Annotated in this window: 22 protein-coding genes; 8 read left to right on the forward strand and 14 right to left on the reverse strand. The window is 57.2% G+C overall.

Going from position 1 to position 21640, the window contains the following annotated elements; translation table 11 throughout:
• Nucleotides 1-420: 420 nt before the first annotated feature.
• Nucleotides 421-1659 carry a mandelate racemase/muconate lactonizing enzyme family protein gene (locus tag M017_RS0117210; RefSeq protein ID WP_031499374.1) on the forward strand — a complete coding sequence of 413 codons (1239 nt, stop codon included), beginning with the start codon at nucleotides 421-423 and terminating at the stop codon, nucleotides 1657-1659.
• A 22-nt stretch (nucleotides 1660-1681) separates the two neighbouring features.
• Here the strand turns inward: M017_RS0117210 and M017_RS0117215 are convergent, their stop codons facing one another.
• The 5 genes from M017_RS0117215 to M017_RS0117235 all read right to left on the reverse strand — a co-directional run bounded on the left by M017_RS0117215 (nucleotide 1682) and on the right by M017_RS0117235 (nucleotide 5951).
• Nucleotides 1682-2056 carry a DUF779 domain-containing protein gene (locus M017_RS0117215; protein WP_031499375.1) on the reverse strand — a complete coding sequence of 125 codons (375 nt, stop codon included), beginning with the start codon at nucleotides 2054-2056 and terminating at the stop codon, nucleotides 1682-1684.
• 5 nt (nucleotides 2057-2061) lie between these two features.
• Nucleotides 2062-3579, reverse strand: a complete 1518-nt coding sequence (gene adh / locus M017_RS0117220) for an aldehyde dehydrogenase (RefSeq protein WP_051670326.1) — start codon at nucleotides 3577-3579, stop codon at nucleotides 2062-2064.
• Nucleotides 3580-3674: 95 nt separating this feature from the next.
• A complete protein-coding gene (locus M017_RS0117225) occupies nucleotides 3675-4874 on the reverse strand; it encodes a PQQ-dependent sugar dehydrogenase (protein WP_031499378.1) in 1200 nt (399 codons plus the stop codon).
• A gap of 64 nt (nucleotides 4875-4938) precedes the next feature.
• A complete protein-coding gene (locus M017_RS30760; protein WP_051669432.1) occupies nucleotides 4939-5451 on the reverse strand; it encodes an IS630 family transposase in 513 nt (170 codons plus the stop codon).
• A complete protein-coding gene (locus M017_RS0117235) occupies nucleotides 5424-5951 on the reverse strand; it encodes an IS630 family transposase (protein ID WP_051669512.1) in 528 nt (175 codons plus the stop codon). Before M017_RS0117235 ends, M017_RS30760 begins: the two co-directional genes overlap by 28 nt.
• 157 nt (nucleotides 5952-6108) lie before the next feature.
• Between M017_RS0117235 and M017_RS30765 the strand changes: the two genes are divergently transcribed.
• Entirely contained in the window at nucleotides 6109-6300 is a 192-nt protein-coding gene (locus M017_RS30765) for a DUF6980 family protein (RefSeq protein WP_420313863.1), read from the forward strand.
• A 359-nt stretch (nucleotides 6301-6659) separates the two neighbouring features.
• On the opposite strand, the gene M017_RS0117240 is transcribed toward M017_RS30765, so the two are convergent.
• The 5 genes from M017_RS0117240 to M017_RS29735 form a co-directional block, all read right to left on the reverse strand.
• On the reverse strand, nucleotides 6660-7283 hold the full coding sequence (locus tag M017_RS0117240; protein ID WP_031499380.1) for a 3-keto-disaccharide hydrolase: 624 nt from the start codon (nucleotides 7281-7283) through the stop codon (nucleotides 6660-6662).
• A gap of 75 nt (nucleotides 7284-7358) precedes the next feature.
• Nucleotides 7359-9068 (reverse strand): single-stranded-DNA-specific exonuclease RecJ, encoded by a 1710-nt coding sequence (gene recJ / locus M017_RS0117245; RefSeq protein ID WP_035958506.1) that lies wholly within the window; start codon nucleotides 9066-9068, stop codon nucleotides 7359-7361.
• A 38-nt stretch (nucleotides 9069-9106) separates the two neighbouring features.
• Nucleotides 9107-9538, reverse strand: coding sequence for a hypothetical protein (locus M017_RS0117250; protein WP_031499382.1), 432 nt, complete (start codon nucleotides 9536-9538; stop codon nucleotides 9107-9109).
• Between the two features lie 7 nt (nucleotides 9539-9545).
• Nucleotides 9546-10607, reverse strand: coding sequence for an O-antigen ligase family protein (locus tag M017_RS0117255; protein ID WP_031499383.1), 1062 nt, complete (start codon nucleotides 10605-10607; stop codon nucleotides 9546-9548).
• Nucleotides 10604-11572 carry a tetratricopeptide repeat protein gene (locus M017_RS29735; RefSeq protein ID WP_162179960.1) on the reverse strand — a complete coding sequence of 323 codons (969 nt, stop codon included), beginning with the start codon at nucleotides 11570-11572 and terminating at the stop codon, nucleotides 10604-10606. The genes M017_RS0117255 and M017_RS29735 overlap by 4 nt, the downstream gene beginning before the upstream one ends.
• 167 nt (nucleotides 11573-11739) lie before the next feature.
• On the opposite strand from M017_RS29735, the gene M017_RS26815 reads away from it, so the two are divergent.
• Nucleotides 11740-12759, forward strand: a complete 1020-nt coding sequence (locus M017_RS26815) for a FecR family protein (RefSeq protein ID WP_162179961.1) — start codon at nucleotides 11740-11742, stop codon at nucleotides 12757-12759.
• On the opposite strand, the gene M017_RS0117270 is transcribed toward M017_RS26815, so the two are convergent.
• Both M017_RS0117270 and M017_RS0117275 read right to left on the reverse strand, forming a co-directional pair.
• Nucleotides 12749-13267: a methylated-DNA--[protein]-cysteine S-methyltransferase gene (locus M017_RS0117270; RefSeq protein WP_051670331.1), complete on the reverse strand. Its 519-nt coding sequence runs from the start codon at nucleotides 13265-13267 to the stop codon at nucleotides 12749-12751. The two genes, M017_RS26815 and M017_RS0117270, sit on opposite strands and share 11 nt — an antisense overlap.
• Nucleotides 13264-14121, reverse strand: a complete 858-nt coding sequence (locus M017_RS0117275) for a DNA-3-methyladenine glycosylase 2 (protein ID WP_051670332.1) — start codon at nucleotides 14119-14121, stop codon at nucleotides 13264-13266. The genes M017_RS0117270 and M017_RS0117275 overlap by 4 nt, the downstream gene beginning before the upstream one ends.
• A 209-nt stretch (nucleotides 14122-14330) precedes the next feature.
• On the opposite strand from M017_RS0117275, the gene M017_RS0117280 reads away from it, so the two are divergent.
• The gene (locus tag M017_RS0117280; RefSeq protein ID WP_031499387.1) at nucleotides 14331-14828 is read left to right on the forward strand and encodes a glucosaminidase domain-containing protein; all 498 of its coding nucleotides are present in this window, start codon (nucleotides 14331-14333) and stop codon (nucleotides 14826-14828) included.
• Here M017_RS0117280 and M017_RS0117285 read toward each other — a convergent pair.
• Together M017_RS0117285 and M017_RS0117290 are read right to left on the reverse strand one after the other, a co-directional pair.
• Complete coding sequence (locus tag M017_RS0117285; protein ID WP_051670335.1) at nucleotides 14825-15610, reverse strand: hypothetical protein; 786 nt, start codon at nucleotides 15608-15610, stop codon at nucleotides 14825-14827. The genes M017_RS0117280 and M017_RS0117285 overlap by 4 nt on opposite strands.
• A gap of 4 nt (nucleotides 15611-15614) precedes the next feature.
• Entirely contained in the window at nucleotides 15615-16757 is a 1143-nt protein-coding gene (locus tag M017_RS0117290) for an acyl-CoA dehydrogenase (protein ID WP_031499389.1), read from the reverse strand.
• Nucleotides 16758-16949: 192 nt separating this feature from the next.
• Here M017_RS0117290 and M017_RS0117295 point away from each other — a divergent pair, with 192 nt between their 5' ends.
• From M017_RS0117295 to M017_RS0117310, 4 genes are all read left to right on the forward strand, one after another.
• Complete coding sequence (locus tag M017_RS0117295) at nucleotides 16950-18203, forward strand: efflux RND transporter periplasmic adaptor subunit (protein ID WP_031499390.1); 1254 nt, start codon at nucleotides 16950-16952, stop codon at nucleotides 18201-18203.
• A 31-nt stretch (nucleotides 18204-18234) separates the two neighbouring features.
• A complete protein-coding gene (locus tag M017_RS0117300) occupies nucleotides 18235-18957 on the forward strand; it encodes an ABC transporter ATP-binding protein (protein ID WP_031499391.1) in 723 nt (240 codons plus the stop codon).
• Nucleotides 18954-19124 carry a hypothetical protein gene (locus tag M017_RS29425; RefSeq protein ID WP_155121465.1) on the forward strand — a complete coding sequence of 57 codons (171 nt, stop codon included), beginning with the start codon at nucleotides 18954-18956 and terminating at the stop codon, nucleotides 19122-19124. The genes M017_RS0117300 and M017_RS29425 overlap by 4 nt, the downstream gene beginning before the upstream one ends.
• 85 nt (nucleotides 19125-19209) lie before the next feature.
• Nucleotides 19210-21633, forward strand: a complete 2424-nt coding sequence (locus M017_RS0117310; RefSeq protein WP_035957851.1) for an ABC transporter permease — start codon at nucleotides 19210-19212, stop codon at nucleotides 21631-21633.
• The last annotated feature ends 7 nt before the right edge of the window (nucleotides 21634-21640 follow it).

The raw sequence follows: 21640 nt of genomic DNA on the forward strand, positions 1-21640 counted from the left end.
TCCCCATCCTTCTCCTGATGAGGACTGAAAACGCGTCGGAACTCCTGTGGGTAAGCCTCTGTGGCCAGTTCGTCTTTTTGGGAGTTCAAGGATTGTTCCTTCCGCGTCTGGTTCGAAAGGATTTTCGAAATTTTGTCATCACAGTGACTCCAAATGACGGCCCACAACGAAGAAGTCTGTCCCGGAACGAGGTCCTTCGGATCGCGGTCTGGATCTGCACTCCCCAGCTTGTCATCATTCTTTTGTCGCTGTCCTTGTCCTACTCGATTCCAGCCGAACATCTGAGGGGAATCAGCACATTGCTCCTCTGGTTTCGCATCCTCTACGTTGGCCCACTCAGCATTCAGTTGGCGCTGAATGCCCGCTACCCATCCTTCCGGCTACAGGCTTATCAATCGCCTCTGATATGATCGGTCGGCAATGAACCGCCGAGCTTTTTTCCAGGCCATGATGGCCTCCGCGGGTGCCATGACCCTAGCAGACCGTGCAGATGCTGCCGGTCTTCCCAAGACAAAAATCACCCGAATCCGCTATTACAAGACCCCCACTGACGCAGCCGGCCGTCCCAACACACGGCAGCCTCTCTTTAACCAGAGCACCAATGTTGTCATCGTCGAAACCGATTCCGGTCTCTTCGGCATTGGCGAAGGCGGCTCTGGCGACACCATGGAGCAATGCGCGAGCATGCTCATTGGAGAAGACCCCTTCCGCACCGACCGTCTCTGGCAGGCCATGTACCGTGGCTATTTCTATCCCGCCGGTCGCGAAAAAGTCCATGCCCTCGGTGCGCTCGATGTCGCCCTCTGGGATCTCAAAGGCAAAGCGCTTGGCGTCCCGGTCTACCAACTCCTCGGTGGCCAAACTCGCGATTACGTCGAATGCTATTCCACAGGCTACCCTGCACAAGGTACCCCGAAGGAAGTTGCCAAAGCTTGTGTCGATGCCGGCTTCCAGGCCTACCGCATCTCCACCAACACCAGCGGCGACACCCACGACCGCTTCGCGAGTGTCAACCGCGTCTACAATCTTTGCGAGCAGGTTCGCGAAGGCGTCGGCCGCGACGGCGGCTGGTGCATCGACTTCCACACCGAACTCGACATGCCCGACGCCATCAATCTGGCCAATCGAATCGAACATCTGCGCCCTTACTTTGTCGAAGATCTCATTCGCAGCGAGAACCCCGGCGTCTACCGCACCCTCCGCACACAAGTGAAAGTCCCCATCGCTGTCGGGGAGCAGTTCGGACCCAAGTGGGAATGGAACGAACTCATCGAGCAGCACCTCATCGACTACGCCCGCGCCACCATCCCTAACGTCGGTGGTATCACGGAATTCCAGAAAATCGCCGGCATCTGCGAAACGCACTATGTCGGCCTGGTCCCCCACTTCACCGGACCGATTTCGGAAGCGGCGATGGTTCATTGCTGCGCCGCGTTCTCGGGGCCGGCGATCATGGAAATGGTCATGGGAGGCACCCGCCCCTGGCCTTATCTCAATCACAGCTACGATTTGAAGAACGGCAAACTCTGGCCGAATGAGCGTCCTGGGCTCGGCATCGAAGTGGATGTCAGCAAGCTCCAACAGATCGGAAACTACACCGAGCGCTACACGCTCACTCCGTTGCTGAAGCGTCCCGACGGCTCCTTCACCAACTGGTAGAACGGGAAAAGGGGCGGGCTAACTATGCCCGCCCCGCTGCCTCCAACTCCCGTTGCTCCTCTTCGGTAAACATCCGCGACCGGATCAGGAAGCGTACGCCCTCCGGCCCCTCGAGCGAAAACATCCCCCCTCGCCCTGGCACGACGTCCACCGTCAACTGTGTATGCTTCCAATACTCAAACTGCGGACGGCTCATGTAGAACGGTGCCCCGCCAATCTCTCCAAGCTGCACATCGCTGTCCCCCACCAGAAACTCTCCTTGCGGAAAGCACATCGGCGAGCTGCCATCACAACAACCACCGGACTGATGAAACAGCAAGGGGCCGTGCTTCGCCTGCAGCCGCTCGATCCATTCGAGGGCCGCAGGCGAAGCCAGTACTTGCGCAGGCACGGCCATACGCTTTAAAAGAACCCCAGCTTGTTCGGGCTGTAGCTCACCAGTTGATTCTTCGTCTGCTGGTAATGGCTCAGCATCATGAGATGATTCTCGCGGCCAATGCCCGATTGCTTATAGCCTCCAAACGCCGCATGAGCTGGATACAGGTGATAGCAATTGGTCCAAACACGGCCGGCCTGGATCTCGCGGCCGAACTGATAGGCTCGATTCAAATCGCGGGTCCAAAGGCCCGCGCCCAAGCCATATAAGGTGTCGTTCGCCAGCGCGAGTGCCTCTTCCTCGTCGCGGAAGGTGGTCACGCTCACCACAGGTCCAAAGATCTCTTCCTGGAACACGCGCATCTTGTTATGGCCTTTGAAGATGGTCGGTTCGACATAATACCCGCCAGCCAACTCTCCTTCGAGCACCTTCCGATGCCCCCCGGTCAGCACTTCCACGCCCTCTTTCTGTCCGATGTCGAAGTAAGACAGAATCTTCTCGAGCTGTTCGCTTGAAGCTTGTGCGCCAATCATCGTCTTCGAGTCCAACGGGTTCCCTTGCACGATCGCCTTCACTCGTGGCAAGGCCCGTTCCATAAAGCGCTCATAGATCGATTCCTGAATCAACGCCCGCGAAGGACAGGTGCAAACCTCACCCTGATTCAGCGCGAACATGACAAAGCCCTCGATGGCCTTATCGAGGTACGCATCGTCCTTGGCCATGACATCTTCAAAGAACAGATTCGGACTCTTGCCGCCCAATTCCAGCGTCACCGGAATCAGATTCTGCGAGGCATACTGCATGATCAGGCGACCCGTTGTCGTCTCGCCCGTAAACGCAATTTTCGCGATCCGGCTGCTCGACGCCAGCGGTTTGCCTGCCTCCAGCCCAAAGCCATTCACGACATTCAAAACTCCCGGCGGCAACAGATCGCCAATGAGCTCCAGCAGAATGAGAATGGAAAGCGGTGTCTGCTCCGCGGGCTTTAGCACAACGCAATTGCCGGCCGCGAGTGCTGGCGCCAGCTTCCAAACAGCCATTAGGATCGGAAAATTCCAGGGAATAATCTGCCCCACCACTCCCAGCGGCTCATGATAGTGATACGCAACGGTCGTTTCATCAATCTGTGAGATTCCGCCCTCTTGAGCGCGAATTGCACCGGCGAAATAGCGGAAATGATCGATCGCCAACGGAAGATCGGCGGCCATTGTTTCGCGAATCGGCTTGCCGTTGTCCCAGGTTTCCACGGTCGCCAGATACTCGAGGTTCTGTTCCATGCGATCGGCAATCTGATTCAGGATTCGGGCACGCTCGGCTACGGAGGTCTTCCCCCAACTCCGCCGTGCCGCATGGGCCGCATCGAGTGCGGCGTCGATATCTGCTGCATTCGAGCGGGGCACTTCACAAAGTACCTTGCCGGTCACCGGCGTTACATTCTCAAAATAGGCCTGAGACAAAGGGGCCACCCACTTTCCCCCAACGTAATTCTCATAACGTCGCTTTAGGTTCAGTGGGTGGCCCCCCAGTGCAGTTTCGTGGCTCATTGGTGTCTCGCTCCGTGGCTTAGAGATCTCGCGGAGCGCAGCAAAGCAGCTCCGTCGCCATGAGTATATCGGGCTTTCCCGAAGCGAGAGAAGCGTTACTTCTTCGGCACCAGCTTCATCAGCTTACCCTTACCACTGTCGGTGACAAGGTACAACGCTCCATCGGGTCCTTGGGCCACATCACGGATGCGTTCCTTCAGGTCGGCGATCAGCCGTTCTTCGCCCACTACGCGGTCTCCATCCAGCGTCAAGCGAGCAATATGAGTGCTTCCCATCCCACCGATGAACAGGCTGTTCTTCCAGGCCGGAAATAGCGAGCCCGTATAGAAGGTCATGCCACCCGGAGCAATCACCGGATCCCAATAGTAAACCGGCTGCTCCATTCCGGCATGTTGAGTAATGCCACCGGTGATCGTGCCGCCTTGATACTCGATGCCATAAGCGATCGTCGGCCAGCCATAATCCTTCCCCTTGCGCGGCACATTCAACTCATCGCCGCCACGCGTACCATGCTCGATGGTCCAAAGCTCACCGGTCGCGGGGTTCAGCGTCGCACCCTGAATGTTGCGGTGGCCATAGGACCAGATCTCTGGCTTGACTCCAGCTTTCCCCACAAAGGGGTTGTCTTTCGGAATCGAGCCATCCGCGTTGATCCGAACCACCTTACCCAGTAGTCCATCAAGGCGCTGCGCTTGCATACGGCCTTCCGTGATCGAGCGGTCCCCTGTGGTGACAAACAATGTGCCATCGCGGCCAAACACCAGGCGGCTGCCAAAATGCAAGGTCGACTTCAGGGAAGGGGACTGATGAAAGATCACCTGCACCTGTTCGACGCGCGGTTCTTTGTCGAGAATGAACTTGCCGCGGGCAACGGCTGTATTGTTAGTCCCATCGGGTTGCAACTCGGAATAGCTCCAATACAGCAGTTGATTGGAGGAGAACTTCGGATCGAGAGCCAAGCCGAGCAGACCGCCCTGGCCGCGGGCATCGACGGCAGGCAATCCCGCGACGGGTGCGGAGAGCGTTCCATCCGGTGAGACCACGCGTAAGCGTCCCGGCCGTTCGCTCACGAGAATTTGACCTTTGGGGAGAAAGGCAATTCCCCACGGCGCCACCAAACCTTCGGCCACGGTGACCAGGTCAAACGCGACATTCAGCTTTTGTTCGGGCGCGCGAGTTTGTCCGGCGAAGGCCGGTTTCTGCGTGACGCCATTGGGAGGCCGATTCTCAACGCTGGGCGCTTGCGCAAACAACGAACAAGCCGCCAATCCCGAAACCAGCAGCGGTCGCTTCATAAAAAAGTCCATCTCTCTAAAATAAACCCAGCGGTACTATTGAGTCTCGCGGAATATAGCGGATTCAGAAGCATAGAGAAGACTGCTTCCAGCAAGCAACGAGTAGATGCTTTCTTCGGCGCATGCGCTTGAGTTTAGTTCTGGCCATTTCACCGAGTTGCCAGAGATCTTTGGCGCAGATATTCGGGAGTTCGTGCTGCTTGAGATGAGCCCAGATATATTCGACGGGATTCAGTTCGGGAGCGTAAGCTGGAAGCCGAAGAGTCTGGATGCGGCCATCACAACTTGCGATGAAATCCTGAACGAACTTGCTGCGATGAGCAGCCAGTCCGTCCCATACGATCAGGATCTTGCCTGGGATGACCCGAAGTAGTTTTCCGAGGAAGATCACAATGTGCGGACTCTTGATCGTTTCGCTGAACATTTCAAAGTGAAGATTCCAGCGGCTCAGTCCTGCGATGAGCGAGAGGTTCTTCCAGTTGAAGTGATGGAACAGAATAGGTGTCTGGCCGCGCGGAGCCCAGGTGCGGCATCGATGAGGCTTCTGCGTTAGTCCGCTTTCGTCAATGAAGACAATGGTGCGGCCTTCTTCCTGGGCTTTTTTTTAGCGTTGGGCCAAGTCACCTGTTTCCACTCGCGAATGGCCTTCTCATCGCGTTCGAGCGCACGTCCCACTGGCCGTTGAGGACTCCAGCCCAAGGCGCGCAGAATGCGCCAGACGTGGCCCGGATGGTAGCGAATCTGAAATTCCTGCTCGATCAAATCGGCTACCCGCTGGCAGGTCCACAACGGCGTTTCATAGCCGAGTTTTTCCGGCCCCGCCAGCAACTTGTTCGTCAGAAGCTTTGCCTGTTTGTCCGCCAGCAAAGGCTTCCGGCCAGCGCGTCCAGCCTGCTCGAGAGCCTTCCTGCCACCTTCGCTATATTCCTTGCGCCAGCGGCTCACCGTCTGGTTGGCGACCATTAACTCATGGCCGATCTGACTGTTGTTGAAACCCTCTCGCATCAATGCCAGTGCTCTCATCCTCCGCACTTCCAAGGCATCGAAATCGCGAGCCACTCCACGCGGGTTTCCCATAGACAGATTAGAACCCGACAGAAGTCAATGTGTTCCGCTATATTATGTGATTATCAATAGAAGCAACGCATGAGTTTGACCGCATGGATGAAGATCTGAACTCTCAATGCGATGTCCATGAAGATCGCCTGGCCTGATTTTCATTAACAGGTATGGCCTGCTAGTCCATGAGGGTGGATCGTCGACAATCGCAATTGATTTCTGTCCGGGGTGTGGAGCAAAATTACCGGAAGCGCCATCAGGTTGGACCAGTTTGGCCATTGATCGGCACTCAAGGTTTCGCTTTACGCAGCCGAGTTGCGACCAAGCCCATACTCGGCGATCACCTGAATCTTGCTGTCGACTCTAGCACTGCAAAACTCCGATCGATGTTTCTGGTTTGACCCACCGCGAGTTGGACTTCGCTTCGAATGGTCCGAGACCTGTCTCTGGATAGTGAATTTCAACAACGGCAGTGGAGACGGCTAAGCCGTTTGGGTTGGTCGCTTTGTGCAAATAGACTGTATTACATCGGGACCAGCCTGTCTAGAAATATTACAAATTGGTTTCAAGGCGCAGAAGCCAGGAGAAAAAAGAGAGGCGGGTGGCGCAGACCTTCGCCTGTGCTACCCGCCTTTGCCTCTTTCCACGTTTCTGTCGGCTTTCTTCAGCCGAAGACCACCATTTTTGCCAGACCTGCGATTGGATTCCGCCGGTCTGAATTACTCTCTACTCTTTTACACTGACCTCTTTGAAGTACACCTGCGACTTGGCATCGTGATTCTGTAACCCGATATACCCAACATCCGGGCGGGGGCCACGCACAGGTTCATACCAAGCCTTCCGCTCTGGCACTGCCTGGCCTTCCACAAACTCATTGACCTTCTTGCCGTTCAGGAAGACGACGGTCTTTTTCCCTTGGAGTTGGATCTCCATCGTGTTCCATTCGCCAGCTGGATTTTGTTTCCAGTCTCCACCGGCCTTGGACAGCGAATAGATGGCGCCGGTGCGATGCCACTCATCGCCCCCGGAGTCGATCTGCACTTCGTAGCCGTTATGGACGCCGTACCAGGGATCGCGAGGCTTCTCTGGCAGGCGGATGAACACTCCGGAATTGCTGCGTTCCCCTGTCGTCTTGAAAACAACCTTGAGTGTCGTATTCGCAAACGGTTTGCCAGTGTAATAGAGCAGGCCCATTCCCCCATTGGTCTTGAGCATGCCGTCCTCTACGGTAAACTCACCAGGCCCTGTCATCTGCCAGCCGGAAGTATCCTTGCCATTGAAAAGCTGTTTCCAGGAGGCTCCCGGCAAACTCGTCACCGCCAGTAGGGTGATCCAAACAAACTTGCGCATGCCCACTACTTTATCAACCAGGTTCCGTGTAGCAGCGAAGCTGGATCTCCAAAACGAACCCAATCTTCCGGACACTCACTGCGCCGGGCGAAGATCCTTCAAAATGGCAGACCATCCATCGAAGCTGTCATGTTCCAACTGGAAGGCTGCATCGAGCTTGGCTCCCGGCTGCACCTGTTTCCACGCGTCTGGCACATTCCACCCCTTGAGCTTCAAACTCCGTCCTCCTTGGCGAACGGTCAACTTGATGTGCTTCTCCTTCATCAACTGGGGCGGGGAAGCGGCTTCTACTCCCAGAAGCGCAAATACCGGCGGTTGGTTGCGATACCCGAAGGGCGCCATCTTCTGCACTTCTTCATACAGCCGGACATCGACCTCCGGCACCGTGACGACCTCATCGATTTCGATCACCGGACGTCGTTTCTCATCGTCGAGCTTGGCATTTGCATAAGCCGAAAAGGCCTCGATGAAGTCCGGCACCCGCGAGCGCAGCAACGAAACTCCCGCTGCTTGCTCATGTCCCCCGAATTGGGTAAATAAGTCCTTCATCGATTCGAGTGCGTCCAGCAAATGAAAGCCGAGAATCGAACGTCCGGAACCTTTCACGATGACTTCGCCATCTTTTTCTTGTTGAGTCAGGACGAAAGTTGGCTTCCGATGCAGTTCCGCCACCCTGCCGGCGACAATGCCAGCAACACCCAGATGCCAATCTTCGCCGAACAACACGAGACCGAGCCGACCCGTCCAAGCCGGGTCTCCGTCCACGTCCGAAAAGATTTTCTCTTTCATCGCCGCTTCGGTCAGTTGCCGCTCGCGATTCAGCTCATCGAGATTCGTTGCAATCCGGCGTGCTGTGGCTTCGTCGCGCGTAAAGAACAAATCGAGCACTTCGGATGCACTCGCCATCCGGCCCGCTGCATTGATCCGGGGGCCAATCTGGAATCCCACCTGCCGTGCTGTCGGCGCCACGCCTTCCGGAATTCCAGAGACATCGAGCAGTGCCCGTAACCCCGGACTCTTCACATCGGCTAAGCCGAGGAGCCCGAGCTTCACAATCGCCCGGTTCTCCCCTTCGAGCGGCACGATGTCGGCCACGGTGGCTACCGCAGCGATCTTCATTAACGACTCGATCAAGCGCTCGCGCTTCCTCACGGGCATTGCCGAGGCTTCGAGTAAGCCTTGCGCCAGCTTGAAGGCGACTCCTGCGCCGCAAAGGTGTTTGTTGGGGTAGCGGCACTCCGGCTGATTGGGATTCAGGACCGCAATCGCCGGTGGAATCTCAGTTTCCGGGAGATGGTGGTCGGTCACGATCACATCCACGCCAATCTCATTGGCAACCGAGACCACTTCTCCAGCCCGAATCCCGGTATCGACGCTGATAATGAGCCCAACTCCATCCGCGCCCGCCTGGCGGATGCGATCCTCCTTCATTCCATAGCCATCGAGGATGCGATGGGGCACAAAGGCCTCTACGACGCCACCCAGCAGGTCGAGCACCGTTTTCAGAATGACAATTGCGCTGGTGCCATCGACGTCGTAATCGCCATAGAGTAGAATCTTCTCGCGCCGGGCCAGTGCCGTTTCAATGCGTGCTACGGCTTCCGCCATGCCACGCAACTGCGCAGTCGGATGCAGATGGTGCACATGGGGATCCAAATAAGCGCCTGCACTGTCGAGATCGACAAACCCACGCCGCACCAGAACCCGGGCAATGGCCGGACTCAACTGATACTGAGCACAGATCGAGTCGGCGATGAGGTCCAGACTCTGTTCGCGCTTTGCCACGAACCAGCGCGGACTAAGCAATGCGATTCGCCTGGAATTTAATTATTCGAATAGAAGTTGCCCATCGGAGGGTCTTTATCATCATCGTCATCAATTTCATCTAGATCGTCGCCATAAGTGATGCCAGCCATCTGCAGGTCTTCAATGAGACTGAGGAACTCTTGATACCAGGGGGCTTCTAACTCATACCAATAGAAGAGACCTTCACTGGTGAACCCCAGGCCAAGCCGGCTGGTGAATCCAACATAGGATCGCATCTCGGCCACGCGCCGCGAGTAGTCCCGAAACTCTTCCGGCTCAAAGTTTGCTGCTTCGAGCGAAACTTCCGCATCCGCCATTTCTTCGGGTGTCAGTTCCTGATCGAAGTACAGCATCATCTTAGTTCCGTTTGTCTTGGCGGCAACGACGAACTTGGTGTAATCCGGAAACTGTTCTGTATCCCACCACACCGTCCGGTCACTGGGCCACATGTCCGGTTCAACATGGTAGAGCGCTAAACCCTCCTTTTGGACATAGGTCTGGATCTCGTCCTTCAGGATTTGAGGATTGGGTCTCGATGCTTGCGCCATGTTCGTCGATGCTCCCGGCAAGTGCTGCGGCGAAGACCAGAAAGCCCGGTAAGTGGAAGGGGAAATCCACCATCGCATGCAGCGCACCCATGAGAATACCCCAAGACGGATAGAAGTGGATGGACTTTCGGAACCACCTTGCCAGTAGAGCTCCAAAAGCAAGTGGGGCGAGGATGCCAAACTCCGATGCCCATTCAAGCCAGTCCGAATGGGCCGCGTTGACGAACTCGCCATTGTCGAAGCTGGCATAAGCAGGGTAAATTCTCGGAAATTCTCCCGGGCCCCAACCGGACCAAGGTTTTTCCGCCACCATCTGTAGGCCGGACTTCCAGATTTCTCTACGATGATCGCCAGCGAAGGGATGTGCAATGCGATCACCGCCGGTTGTGAGCAGAAAGAAGCCGGCACATACAGCCACGGCTGGGATAGCGAGTACTGCTCGTTTCTTTCCTCCCACCGCCAGCGTCAGCAGTGCCACTTCTGACAGCAGGATGGCCGCCCCGGCGCGTGAGCCACCGGCCAAGGCTGCGGCCAGGAGAACCGCGCCTGCCATCAGGTATCGCGATCCATGACTCCGCCGCCAGGCAAAAAGGAGGAGGGGTAAGGCCAACTCCACGAATACCGCATAGTGATTCCGATTGGTGAAGGGGAAGAGACTGCGATTGCAAGCAAAGCTCAGTGCTCCCACCATTCCGACCATCGCGAAAAGAGTGGCCAGTTTCCGTAGCCGCATGCGGAAGCAAGAGAAGGCCAGGCAGGCAAGGGCCAGATCGAATCCCGCGATGCCAAGTGCGGCAATCGAGGCGAACGCAGCCGCGAGACTGAGGAGAAATTCTTCTTTTTCCGGCCTGGCCAAGGCCTGACAGGCGAGAAAGCCAAGACCGCGCACGGCAAACCAAATCATCTGGGTTTTGTCCGAAACGGAGACGAGCAGCAGGACCAAGACAGCCAACACCAGGAGTTGCTTCATCGGAATCGTACCTCGGACAGTTGGAACCGGCGGGCGGCTCCAGCCGGAACCGTCAGTCCCACGCGCTGCCAACCGGGCGCCGCGGATGCAATCTGCCAGGCCAGGCCCTGCGTGTCGCCCGTCCAGAGCGAAGACACAGCGCCTTGCCGGAGTTCGCGAGTAAAGATGCTGGCTACTTCCACAGGATTCTGATGAGGACCGAGTTCTACCTCCAGTGTTCCCGGCCGCCATTGCGTTGTGACAGAAGGATGCTTGGCCAGTCGCCAATCAAACGCAAGCGAAGTCGGTTGTTGCTCAAAGCGGACATTGAATCGTCCCTCTTGTTGGAACTCCGGATGCAGCCGGCTGAAGAGCGCCGCCGCCTGTTCGTATTGGCCGGATAGCAGAAGGCGGTCGGCCAGATCCAGCCGGTAGCGATCCACCGGATCTCCGCGGCGAAACTTCTGCTCATACGCCAGTGCTTCCGCCAAGCGATTCTGGCCGATCAAGTAGCGGAGGAAATCAGGCCGTACCCGAACCACTTTCTCCGCCTCGCTGAGTTCTCCCAGTTGCCGGTACACCCCATCGGCATCCCGCGGGCAATAGGCCAGGGCGAGAGAGGCATAGTGCTGAATGCCTTGGGGATCCCCCCGGCGCGCCGCTTGGTTGAGTGCGGCCATATAAGTCTGAAATGAATGGTGCGTGTGCAAGGCCTGCTGGAGATAGAGGTTGGATGCCTGTTGGTCTCCTGCAAACTCTGCGTGCAGCGACAGGCGGAGCAACGCGCTTAGATTTCGCGGGTCCTCCCGCAGGGCTTCGGTCAAGTAGAACTGCTCCCGTTCCGGGTCGCGATCGGCCAGCAAGAGCAACTCCCGGCTTGTCCGCATGGAAAACAGGCGGGAGACCTGAATCGATTCCTCTAGCGATGCTTGTGTGGGGAAGTGCGAACCCAGCCATCGGGCCCAGGCGGCGCCTGCGGAACTCAAAGCTCCCGGTAAGCAAAGGAGCCAGAGACAGAGAACTGGGAGGCGTGTGAGCCTCGACACACCCCACTGATCGTCGCTGCCGCGCATTCTGGATAGAGGGCAAGAAGGATTTCTTTTTTCTCAATATCGCTCTCTTTGTACCGATGAGACCACCAGGACGAATCACCGTGCGAATCTATTTTCTTCACACCCTCTCCAGAGTCGCCGCCTTTGGCGCGACGGCAATTTTGTTGCTTGCAGACTCTTCTCTATCCTCGACACAGAAGCCCGCAGTGGCGTGGTCGCCGGGTACCCTTCGAATCAACGGCGCCGATCACAGTGGCTCTGGGAACGTTTTGCCTGGCGGTCGGATTGAGATGCTCCGCTCGTCGGGACAGCTCTACCTCGCCGATGGGACACGGATGCGTCTTGCCGCTAGCACCCGCATGACCTTGGACGAGCGGGCTCTCCGTCTGGAGAGTGGAGTCGCGCGGGTGGATGCCGTCGCCTCGTCGCGCCACGAATTAGAAATCGCCGCAGGAGACCTGCATGTTCTGGCGACTGGGGGCACGGTCAATCGTCCGGATGCGGACCGGCTGATTGTCACGGCGGCCTCGAATCCGACGGAAGTGCGCCGCAGCAACGGCTTGCTGATTGCTCGGGTACGTCCCGGAGAGACGCTGTCTTTCTCAACGGGTCATTCGCCGGAAACGCGCCTTACGGGACGGCTGGTGAGCTCCCATGGCCGCTATACTCTGACGGACGAAGTGACCCATGTCCAGACGGAACTGCAGGGAGCCCGGCTGCCGAACTTCGCGGGGCAGCGGATCGAGGTTCGTGGGGATTTTGTGAACGCTGGCCGGACGCTGGCAGTAAAAGAATATGCGATGTTGCAATCGAAGAGCGGCGCCAGTGCGGCGGGAGAGACTCCGGCTCCGACTCCTACTCCTGAAGCAGAGGAGTCGAAGTTCTGCCGGGAGAAATCCAAAGCCGAGTTGGAGAAGGATCAGAAGTTGAAGAAGCGCTGTGCTGCGGTGTTGGCCGGTGGCGCGGGGGCGGCTGCGGCGGCTGGTGCGGTGACGGCTGGTGCCGCTGGGCTCTCCACTGCCATGATTGCCGGCGTTGTGGTTGCAACGGTTGCTGGTGTTGCCACTAGCGTTGCTGTTGTGTCGAGCGGCGATGGTACAGGCTCTGCGATCAGTCAGTAGCGGCTGGCCAAAGGCTGGCCTGCCGGTCACTCTTGACAGGGATGCCTTCATGCCGCAGGAGGAATTCCTTCCGCGGCAGGCCTCCTCCATAACCGGTCAGGTCTCCATTGGCGCCGATGACGCGATGGCAAGGAATAATGAGACTGATCGGGTTGCGGCCATTGGCTAATCCGACTGCGCGTACCGCCTTCGGGTTCCCGATCCGTTGGGCCAACTCCATATAAGAGATCGTTTGGCCAAATGGAATCCGGAGCAACTCTTCCCAGACACGCCGTTGGAAGTCTGTCCCAGCCGGCCGGAGCGGTAGATCGAAGCTCTTTCTCCAGCCACCCAGATACTCCTGCACCTGCCGTTCTGCATCGAGAAGAATGGCAACCGGCTCTTCGCTTGCGCCGCTCCGGTCGACAGGATGACGTTCTTCTTCAAAAGCGAACCCAATCAGCGATTCGCCGTCTGTGCTTAAGGTGATTCGGCCAAGCGGCGAATCGAAATGACGTACGTAGATCATGGTTTCTCTCCCAGGGACCGCCACAAGAGGATGACCGCATATGCCCTCCAGGGGCGCCAGGCTAAGCTTTGCAACTCGGCCGCTTTGGCTGCCTTTGCCGGGCCAATCCCATGCAGTCCGAGTGCTTTATGAATTCCGAGGTCGGCGGCGGGGAAGGCGTCCGGCTCGGAATGAGCCCGCATCCGGATATAGTGTTCGGTCCACGGCCCGATCCCGGGAAGATCGAGCAGATTGCCGTTTCGGTCCTGGCTCCACCAGACCGCGAAGGAATGGAGGGTTTCAGCCCGCTTCCGCGTGAGTCCCAGACCGGCTAATTCTTCTACTGGCGCAGCGGCAAGCGTTGCGGCTTGAGGAAATAAGGTTGTGACTTCGGGGAACGGCGAGTCGAGCGGGGTTCCATACTTTCTGGCCACCCGGCCAGCAAGAGTGTGGGCGGCCTTCACGGTGACTTGCTGCCCGAGGATTGCGCGAACCCCCATCTCGAAACCATCCCAGGCCCCCGGGAGTCTTACACCCGGCCACCGTTCTGCAAGCGGGCCAAGAACCGGATCGCGGGCAAAGCAACGCAGCCGCTCTATCGCGCACGAGTCCAGATCGAAGACTCGCCGGGCAGTTTGCACGATGGACTCCGTTGTGTCGAGAAACTCTGCCGGACCCTGCACCTGCAGTTGCAGGCTTGTGGCCGTCCAATGGGTGCTCAACGTTCCCGCGCTCCCGGCACTCCGCAAGCTCCGCCGCAACTCTCCGTTCACGACCGCTTCCACACCGGGAATCGCCCTCGGGCCAAAGAAGCCGAGGAGGCCAATCCAGTCCAGGGGAGGCTGGAAGCTGAGGGTCTCCACCCGAATCATCATAAGAAGCTATAATACAGTCATGAGCAGGCATTGCTCACAGTCCTCCGTCAGGCTTTAGCTTTATCGAGTCTGGCCCCTGATACCCAAAAGCGGCGTTCCGTCCTGGCCCCTGTTTGCCCAGTACTGGCGTCTACCTCGATCCGGAAAAGGATCGGAGTACCATCGCAAGGAGTGATTTTCGAATCATGAGTTTTGGAACACCGAGCTGTATGCTCGCAATCGTTGGCATTATGGCAGGTCCATTTGTCGCCAGTTCACCGGCACCCTCCAGCAACGAGGCAGCTCTAAAGACCGATCCCCGGCAAGTTCGTCTGGAAAGGTTCTTCGAAGAAAAACAGTGTCCGGTAAAGAAGTTAGCCCAAGAGTTCGTCTCCGCGGCCGATCGTCACAATCTCGACTGGCGGCTCCTCCCCAGCCTGGCTTTCATCGAAAGCGGCGGCGGGAAAGCCTACCACAACAACAATATTTTCGGGTGGAATAACGGAGACCACAAGTTCAAGAGTGTCCGCGAAAGCATCCACACCGTAGCAGAACGCCTCGCCAACTCCCACCACTACCGCAACAAATCCCTCGACAAAATCCTCGTTACCTACAATCCCGTCCCCGGATACCGGGATCGGGTGAAGGACGTTATGGATGGTCTCGGTCCTGCAAAGGCAACCCGGCCGATTCAGGTTGCCGCACAACGCAACTACTACCGCAACTAGCGCTTGGGCGGAGCCGGTTTTGGTGTTTGACTGGGTTGCTCTACTGCATCCCCGAACTTAATATCCGATTCCGCCCCAAATCGCTTGTAGTCCTGATATTTGATCGTCAGCTTAATTGGCACCGGACCCGTATCAAACATGAGGGTGTCGGTGGAAACCGTATAGGTGGGGAACCAGTACTTGCCGTCTACCTGCTCCCGGTAGGTCTCAAATTTCGGGTACTGAGACGTCGAATGACGCTTTTTCCCCATCGGACGGCCGTAAGTCTTCACGATCTGTAACTCCTGGTCATCCACCCAAACGGTTCCGGAAAAGTAGCGCTTTCCGGAATCGATTGACTTCGGACGGATTGCAAATACGTAGCAAGGAACCTCATCCACCAGCTCGTGCCCGAGATAGCGGACATAGTACGAGTCCAATTCCTCTGAGGTCAGAACAAAGGGCAGAGTGTCCCTCATATCCTGCAGATCTTCGGGTTCGAGGAGGAGATTCTGCAAACTCTGTGGCGGCGAGTAGACGATCTTCTCAAAACGTTTGCCGTCAGAGAAGCCCCAATCGCTGGTCATTTCATACTTGCCGATGACGCGCGTCCGTCCGGCGTCGAACTCATTCATCTTCGTAACCTGGCGATAGACATAGTTCTGCCGGGCGCGGGAGAACTCGCTTTCCTTCTGTGCGAACTTCTTGATGATCAGTTCGATCTCCCCAGGACTCGGATCCTTGAGATTCACGGCAGCCTCGAGGCCAAGCGTGAGGAATAAGACAGCGGCAAGAGCTTTCATTCTTCTACCTCAAAAGATGTTTTGCGATGACAACGCGTTGCATATTGCTCGTGCCTTCATAGATTCGGCCGATTTTTGCATCGCGGTAGAGCTTTTCGACGGGATACTCCCTGGTAAACCCAACACCGCCGAAGACTTCGACGGCGCGGCTGGCGACATTCTCAGCAATGGTGGAGGCATAATACTTCGCCATGGCGGCTTCGGCGACAAAGTCCTTGCCGGCGTCGCGGAGCCGTGCGGCGTTATAGACCAGTAAGCGAGCCGCTTCCACTTCGACGGCGCTTTCCGCAAGGGAGAACTGGATGCCCTGGAATTCGCCGATGGTTTTGCCAAACTGCTTGCGTTGTTTGGCATAGCCAATCGCGTGCTGCAAGGCGCCGTGGGCTAAACCAAGCATCTGAGCCCCAATGCCGATGCGGCCTTCATTCAGGGTCTCGATGGCGACCTTATACCCTTTTCCCACCTCGCCGAGCACGGCATCTTGCTGGACCCGCACGCTACTGAGTGTGACTTCGCAAGTGGAGGAGGCTCGAATGCCGAGTTTGTCCTCCTTCTTTCCGATGCCGAGTCCGGTGGCCTCGCGTTCGACGAGGAAGCAAGTAATGCCTTTGTAGCCGAGTGTGGGATCGACGGTGGCGAAAACCAGGAACAAGCCAGCTTCGGCCGCATTCGTGATCCACAGCTTCTGACCCTCAAGGATCCAGTCGCTTCCTGCCTGGCGCGCCGCACAGGTGAGCGCAAAGGCATCGCTGCCCGCTCCCGCTTCGCTGAGCGCGTAGCTGCCCACGGTGTCGGTGGCAAGCCGGGTGAGGTATTTCCTCTTTTGCTCTTCGGTACCCCAACGGTTGATGGCATTGTTGACCAAGGTGTTCTGGACATCGACGCAAACGCTCACCGCCGGATCCACCGCGGCAAGTTCTTCGATGACGAGGATGCTCTGGAAGAAGCTCCCGCCTTGTCCGCCATATTCTTCTGGAACCTCGACGCCCATCAGCCCCTGGGAGAAGAGCGTTTTCAGGAGAGTGGAGTCGAGTTTTGCATATTCGTCCATGTGTCGGACGAGCGGGGCGATTTCCTTGCGGGCGAGCTTGCGCACCACATCGCGAAACATCAATTCTTCTTCGCTCAGTTCGGTGAGAGGCTGCATCCCTGTGGCTATTCTACGCCCGATCGCAATGCGTAGGGAGAGCTGTTCGCAAATGTGCCCGCTGTCCCAGAATCGGACAGTGCGCAGTGCGGCGTGGCGTAGAACGATGACGTTTATGTCTATGAATTAGAAAGGTTTAAGCGTTTGGCGATGGTGTGGCGTTGGACGTGCATCTGTTAGAGTCAAGAAGCTATGGACATTCAGCGTGAAGGCGTAGGCCGCAAGAAATTAATTCGAAGGATTGGCCTGATTACAGTAGCCGTTGTGGCATTGGGTGCGACGACGTATGCGCTGAGCCGGTTGAAGCCTGCCGCGCCGACTGTGGAAGGCGCGACACTCTGGTATGGCAGTGCAAAGCGTGGCTCGATGCTGCGACAGGTGCGCGGGCTGGGGACCTTGGTGCCGGAAGAGATTCTGCTGGTGCCCGCTGCCAATGAAGGCCGTGTTGACAAGCGGGTGATGCTTCCTGGGACAAAGGTGAGTGCCGGCACAATTATTATCGAACTCTCCAATCAGGAGTTGATGACGGCGCTCGATGACGCAAAGTGGGCCGTGAAGGCTGCCGAGGCGGAAATGTTGGACTTGAAAGCCCGCTTGAACCGCGAAAAGCTGGAGCAGAAGTCCAAGACCGCGCAGACGCAAAGCGAACAGGTGCAAGCGCAATTGCAGTATGACCGAGATGACAAGCTCTTCAAAGAAGGACTGGCGCCGAATCTGACCTTGATGCTCTCCAAAGCTAAAGCGGAAGAATTAGGGCATCGTCTTCATGTAGAGGAAGAGCGGCTCAGCGGCTATGACGACATCATTGCCGCGCAGGTGGAAGCAAAAAAAGTAAATATCGAAAAGCTCCGTGCAGCGTATGACCTCAAGAAGAAACAGGTGGAAGACCTTCATGTGCGCGCCGGTGTGGATGGAGTTTTGCAGGATTTGCCCGTTCAGGTGGGGCAGCGCGTCACTCTTGGGACGGTGCTTGCGAAAGTGAGCCAGCCCTGGAAGTTGAAAACGGAATTAAAAATTCCTGAAACACAGATGAATGAGATCCGTATTGGTATGGAAGCCGAAGTGGATACGCGGAACGGAGTCATTAAAGGTCAGGTATCTCGTATTGATCCTGCCGCAGTGAACGGAACCGTTACCGTTGACATCCGTCTATTGGGAGACTTGCCGCAAGGAGCCAGACCAGACTTGAGCGTGGACGGAACCATCGAGATCGAGAAGTTGACCGATGTTCTCTATGTGGAACGTCCCGTGATTGGTCAGGCGAATGCGACAGTTGGGCTGTTCCGGGTGAATCCGGACGGCAAGGAAGCCGAGCGGGTCCAAGTGAAATTTGGACGCAGTTCGGTGAACACGATAGAAGTTGTGACCGGGTTGAAGCTAGGCGACAAGGTTGTGCTATCCGACATGAGCCAGTGGGACGCGCATAACCGGGTTCGATTGAACTAAGAGATTTCGAGAGCGAGAGGAAAGATTTCCAATGAGCGATTTGCAGCCAGACCTGTTGACCATGGACGGTGTGACAAAGTTGTTTCTTACGGATGAAGTGGAAACACACGCCCTGAGCGGGATCCACTTGAATATCAAAAAAGGCGAGTATGTGTCGATCTCCGGCCCTTCGGGCTGCGGCAAGTCGACCTTGCTGGCGATTCTGGGATTGCTAGATTCGCCCTCAAGCGGTACCTACGTGCTGAATGGCCGCCCGGTACAGAGCCTAAAGATGAGCGAGCGCGCCCGGATTCGCAATCGCGAGATTGGTTTTATTTTCCAGGCCTTTAATCTCATTGGCGACCTGAACGTCTATGAGAATGTGGAACTTCCGTTGACCTATCGCGGGATGTCGGGTACAGAACGCAAGAAGCGTGTCCACGATGCGCTTGAGCGTGTGGGGATGGGCCATCGGGTGAAGCACTATCCCTCCCAGCTCTCCGGCGGTCAACAGCAGCGTGTCGCGGTTGCCCGTGCCCTGGCCGGAGACCCGGCCATCCTGCTGGCGGACGAACCGACGGGAAACCTCGATTCGGCAAACGGCGAAGCGGTGATGGACCTGATGCGGGAACTGCATCGCGGTGGCGCGACGATCTGTATCGTGACTCACGACCCTCGCTATGCGCGTTATGCCGACCGGACCATCAAGCTGTTTGACGGAAGGATTGTCGAGGAGTCCAGTGAACTGGCGGCTGTTGGGACCGCGCCTGCATGAAAGAACAATTCGATCGATACTTTGAACTCCTCCCTGTTCTCGTAATTGCGTTGTTCGTCCTTTGGGGCGAACAACGGCAGGCGCGGATGATGTTTCCAACTTTCGATCGCACGCAACTCGAATGGTCGAGGTATCAGGTTGAGGCTCCCAAGATCATTTTTCGATAATTCCTTTTGATCGCTCTCCTTCCACTTTCTCTCTCTCTTGGAGGTGATTCATGATTCCACGTACACATTTCTCCGCGGGCTCTCGATGAGAGAGCTGCGTTACGCCTTTCGGCGTTTGCTCAAGAGTCCCTTGCAGTTTGCTGCCGGAATCCTTGCCTTTACGCTGGGGATCGGGATGAACACTGCGATGTTCTCGTTGGGAGATGCGCTGTTATATCATCCGATCGATTTGCCAGACAGCAAGAGTTTGGTCATTCTCGGAGTGACAAACCGCGGTCGGGAATTGGGAATCGAGGAGATCACTCCGCCGGACTTCCTGGAACTGCAGGGCAGCGCCAAGTCCTTTGCCTCGATGGCATTTTCAAGCTTCTGGGATGCGACGATCACGCGGGATGCCGAACCGGAGCAAGTGCGCGCGGCGCGCGTCTCTGCGAATTGGATGGACAATCTTGGGGCCACGCTGATTCTCGGGCGCAGCTTTGTGCAGGGGGAAGACCAGCAGGGCAAGAACCGGGTGGCGGTGATTTCGGAAGGTCTCTGGCGCCGCCGCTATGGAGCGGACCCCAAGATCGTTGGACGCAAGATCACCTTGAATAGTGCGGACTACGAGGTGGTGGGCGTTGTCAGCCAACAGAGTGCTTATCCCAGCTATGCGCAGATCTTTTCGCCCTATCCGCGGAACCCGGACTTTGACCAGCGTCGCGATTTTTTTGAGCTGAGTGTGGTGGGCCGCCTGCGCCCGGGCCAGAATCTGGAGTCTGCCCAATCGGAGATGACGGCCTTATACGGAGGAGTGGCGGAGCGCCATCCGAAAACTCATGCCGGGCGGAAACTGCGTCTGCTGCCGTTGACCGAACGCGTAACGGGCTCAAATGATCTTGTGCCACGTTATGTCCAGATGCTCCAATATGCCGCGGCCTTTGTGTTGCTGATTGCCTGCGCCAATGTGGCGAATCTGCAGTTGGCACGCGTGACCGGACGGGCGCGGGAGTTTGCGGTCCTGAGTGCCCTTGGAGCCGGCCGTTGGCCGATTGCCAAGCAGGTGTTACTCGAGAGTCTGATCCTTTCCGGAGCGGGTGCGCTAACCGGTGTGGTGACTTCCGTCTGGTGTCTCGATCTTTTGAAGACTTTGCTGCCGGCGGAGATCTGGCAATTTATTCCGATGTGGTCCACGATCCACGTCAACGGATCTGCCTTGCTGCTGACGGTGAACTTGGCGGTACTGGCGGGAATGCTTTCCGGTATTGGCCCGGCGCTCCATTCCACACGGGCGGACGCTCAAGAGACCCTCCGGGATGGGGGACGGGCGATGAGTTCGGGAACGCAGCGCCAGTGGTTCCGGAGTGCCCTGGTCGCCTTCCAGATGACCTTGGCGCTGGTGCTTCTGATTGGCGCGGGATTGATGGTGCGGGGAGCGCAATCGCTCTTTGCACGTTTTGAATCAAAACAGCCGGAACGGGTGGCAACAATGCAGGCATTGTTACCGACCACCAAGTACGACACCACGGAGAAGCGCATCGATTTTGCGCGCCGGGTGGACGAAGAACTTGGCCGGATTCCAGGCGTAGAAAGCTATGCGCTGGTGAACAATATTCCAATGTCGGACAATGGCTGGTCCGCCAACATTGTGGTGGAGGGCAGGCCAGAACCTCCGGTTGCCGAACGCCTGCGCGCACTGCATCTGGCAGTTTCTCCCAACTACTTTGCGCTGATGAAAATCCAACTGCGCCAGGGGCGCCTGCTGGCGGCAAGTGACCAAAGCGGCCGCGAGGATGTTTGCCTGATTGACGAGACCTTTGCTAAGGCATTCTTTCCCTCAGAGGACCCGATTGGAAGGCGCATCGCTCCCACCTATGATGCGGAGCGTCGTTACTGCAAAATTGTCGGCGTTGTGGGCGCCGAGCTGCATTTCGGCTATGAGAAGGGGCCACGGAATACGTTTTACCGGCCGATGGCCCAATCCGGGTCTCGTGCGGTTTCTCTGATGCTGCGGACCCAGGGCCCGGTGCAGCCAATCTTAGTCGCCGGCAAACAGGCAGTGTCTGCCGTGGATCCGGACCAGCCAGTTCGCCAGGTATTCGTGTACCGGGAGTTGATCGAAAATACGATGGCGGGCATGAAGATGGTGACGGTGCTGATGAGCGGCATCGGCATCGTGGCGCTGCTTCTGGCCTGTCTCGGAGTCTATAGCGTGATGTCCTACATGGTCTCGGAGCGGACCAGCGAAATTGGGATGCGCATGGCGATGGGCGCACAGTCCACCGATGTTCTGCTGCTGTTAGGCAAGCAGGCGCTGGCGATGTGCGGCTCGGGAATGCTGCTCGGCCTACTGCTCGGCTATGGGCTGGCGCGCGTCTTCAGCGGACTGCTCTTCGGTGTCAGCGCCCATGACTTCTGGGGCTTGTCGAGTGTGTCGCTGCTGCTGGGTCTGGTGGCCGCGCTGGCGATGTATTTGCCCGCCCGCCGTGCCCTTCGGATGGACCCCGCCATTGCCTTAAGGCATGATTGAAACAGGA

Origin of the sequence: Bryobacter aggregatus MPL3, from assembly GCF_000702445.1 — a bacterium.
GTDB lineage: Bacteria > Acidobacteriota > Terriglobia > Bryobacterales > Bryobacteraceae > Bryobacter > Bryobacter aggregatus.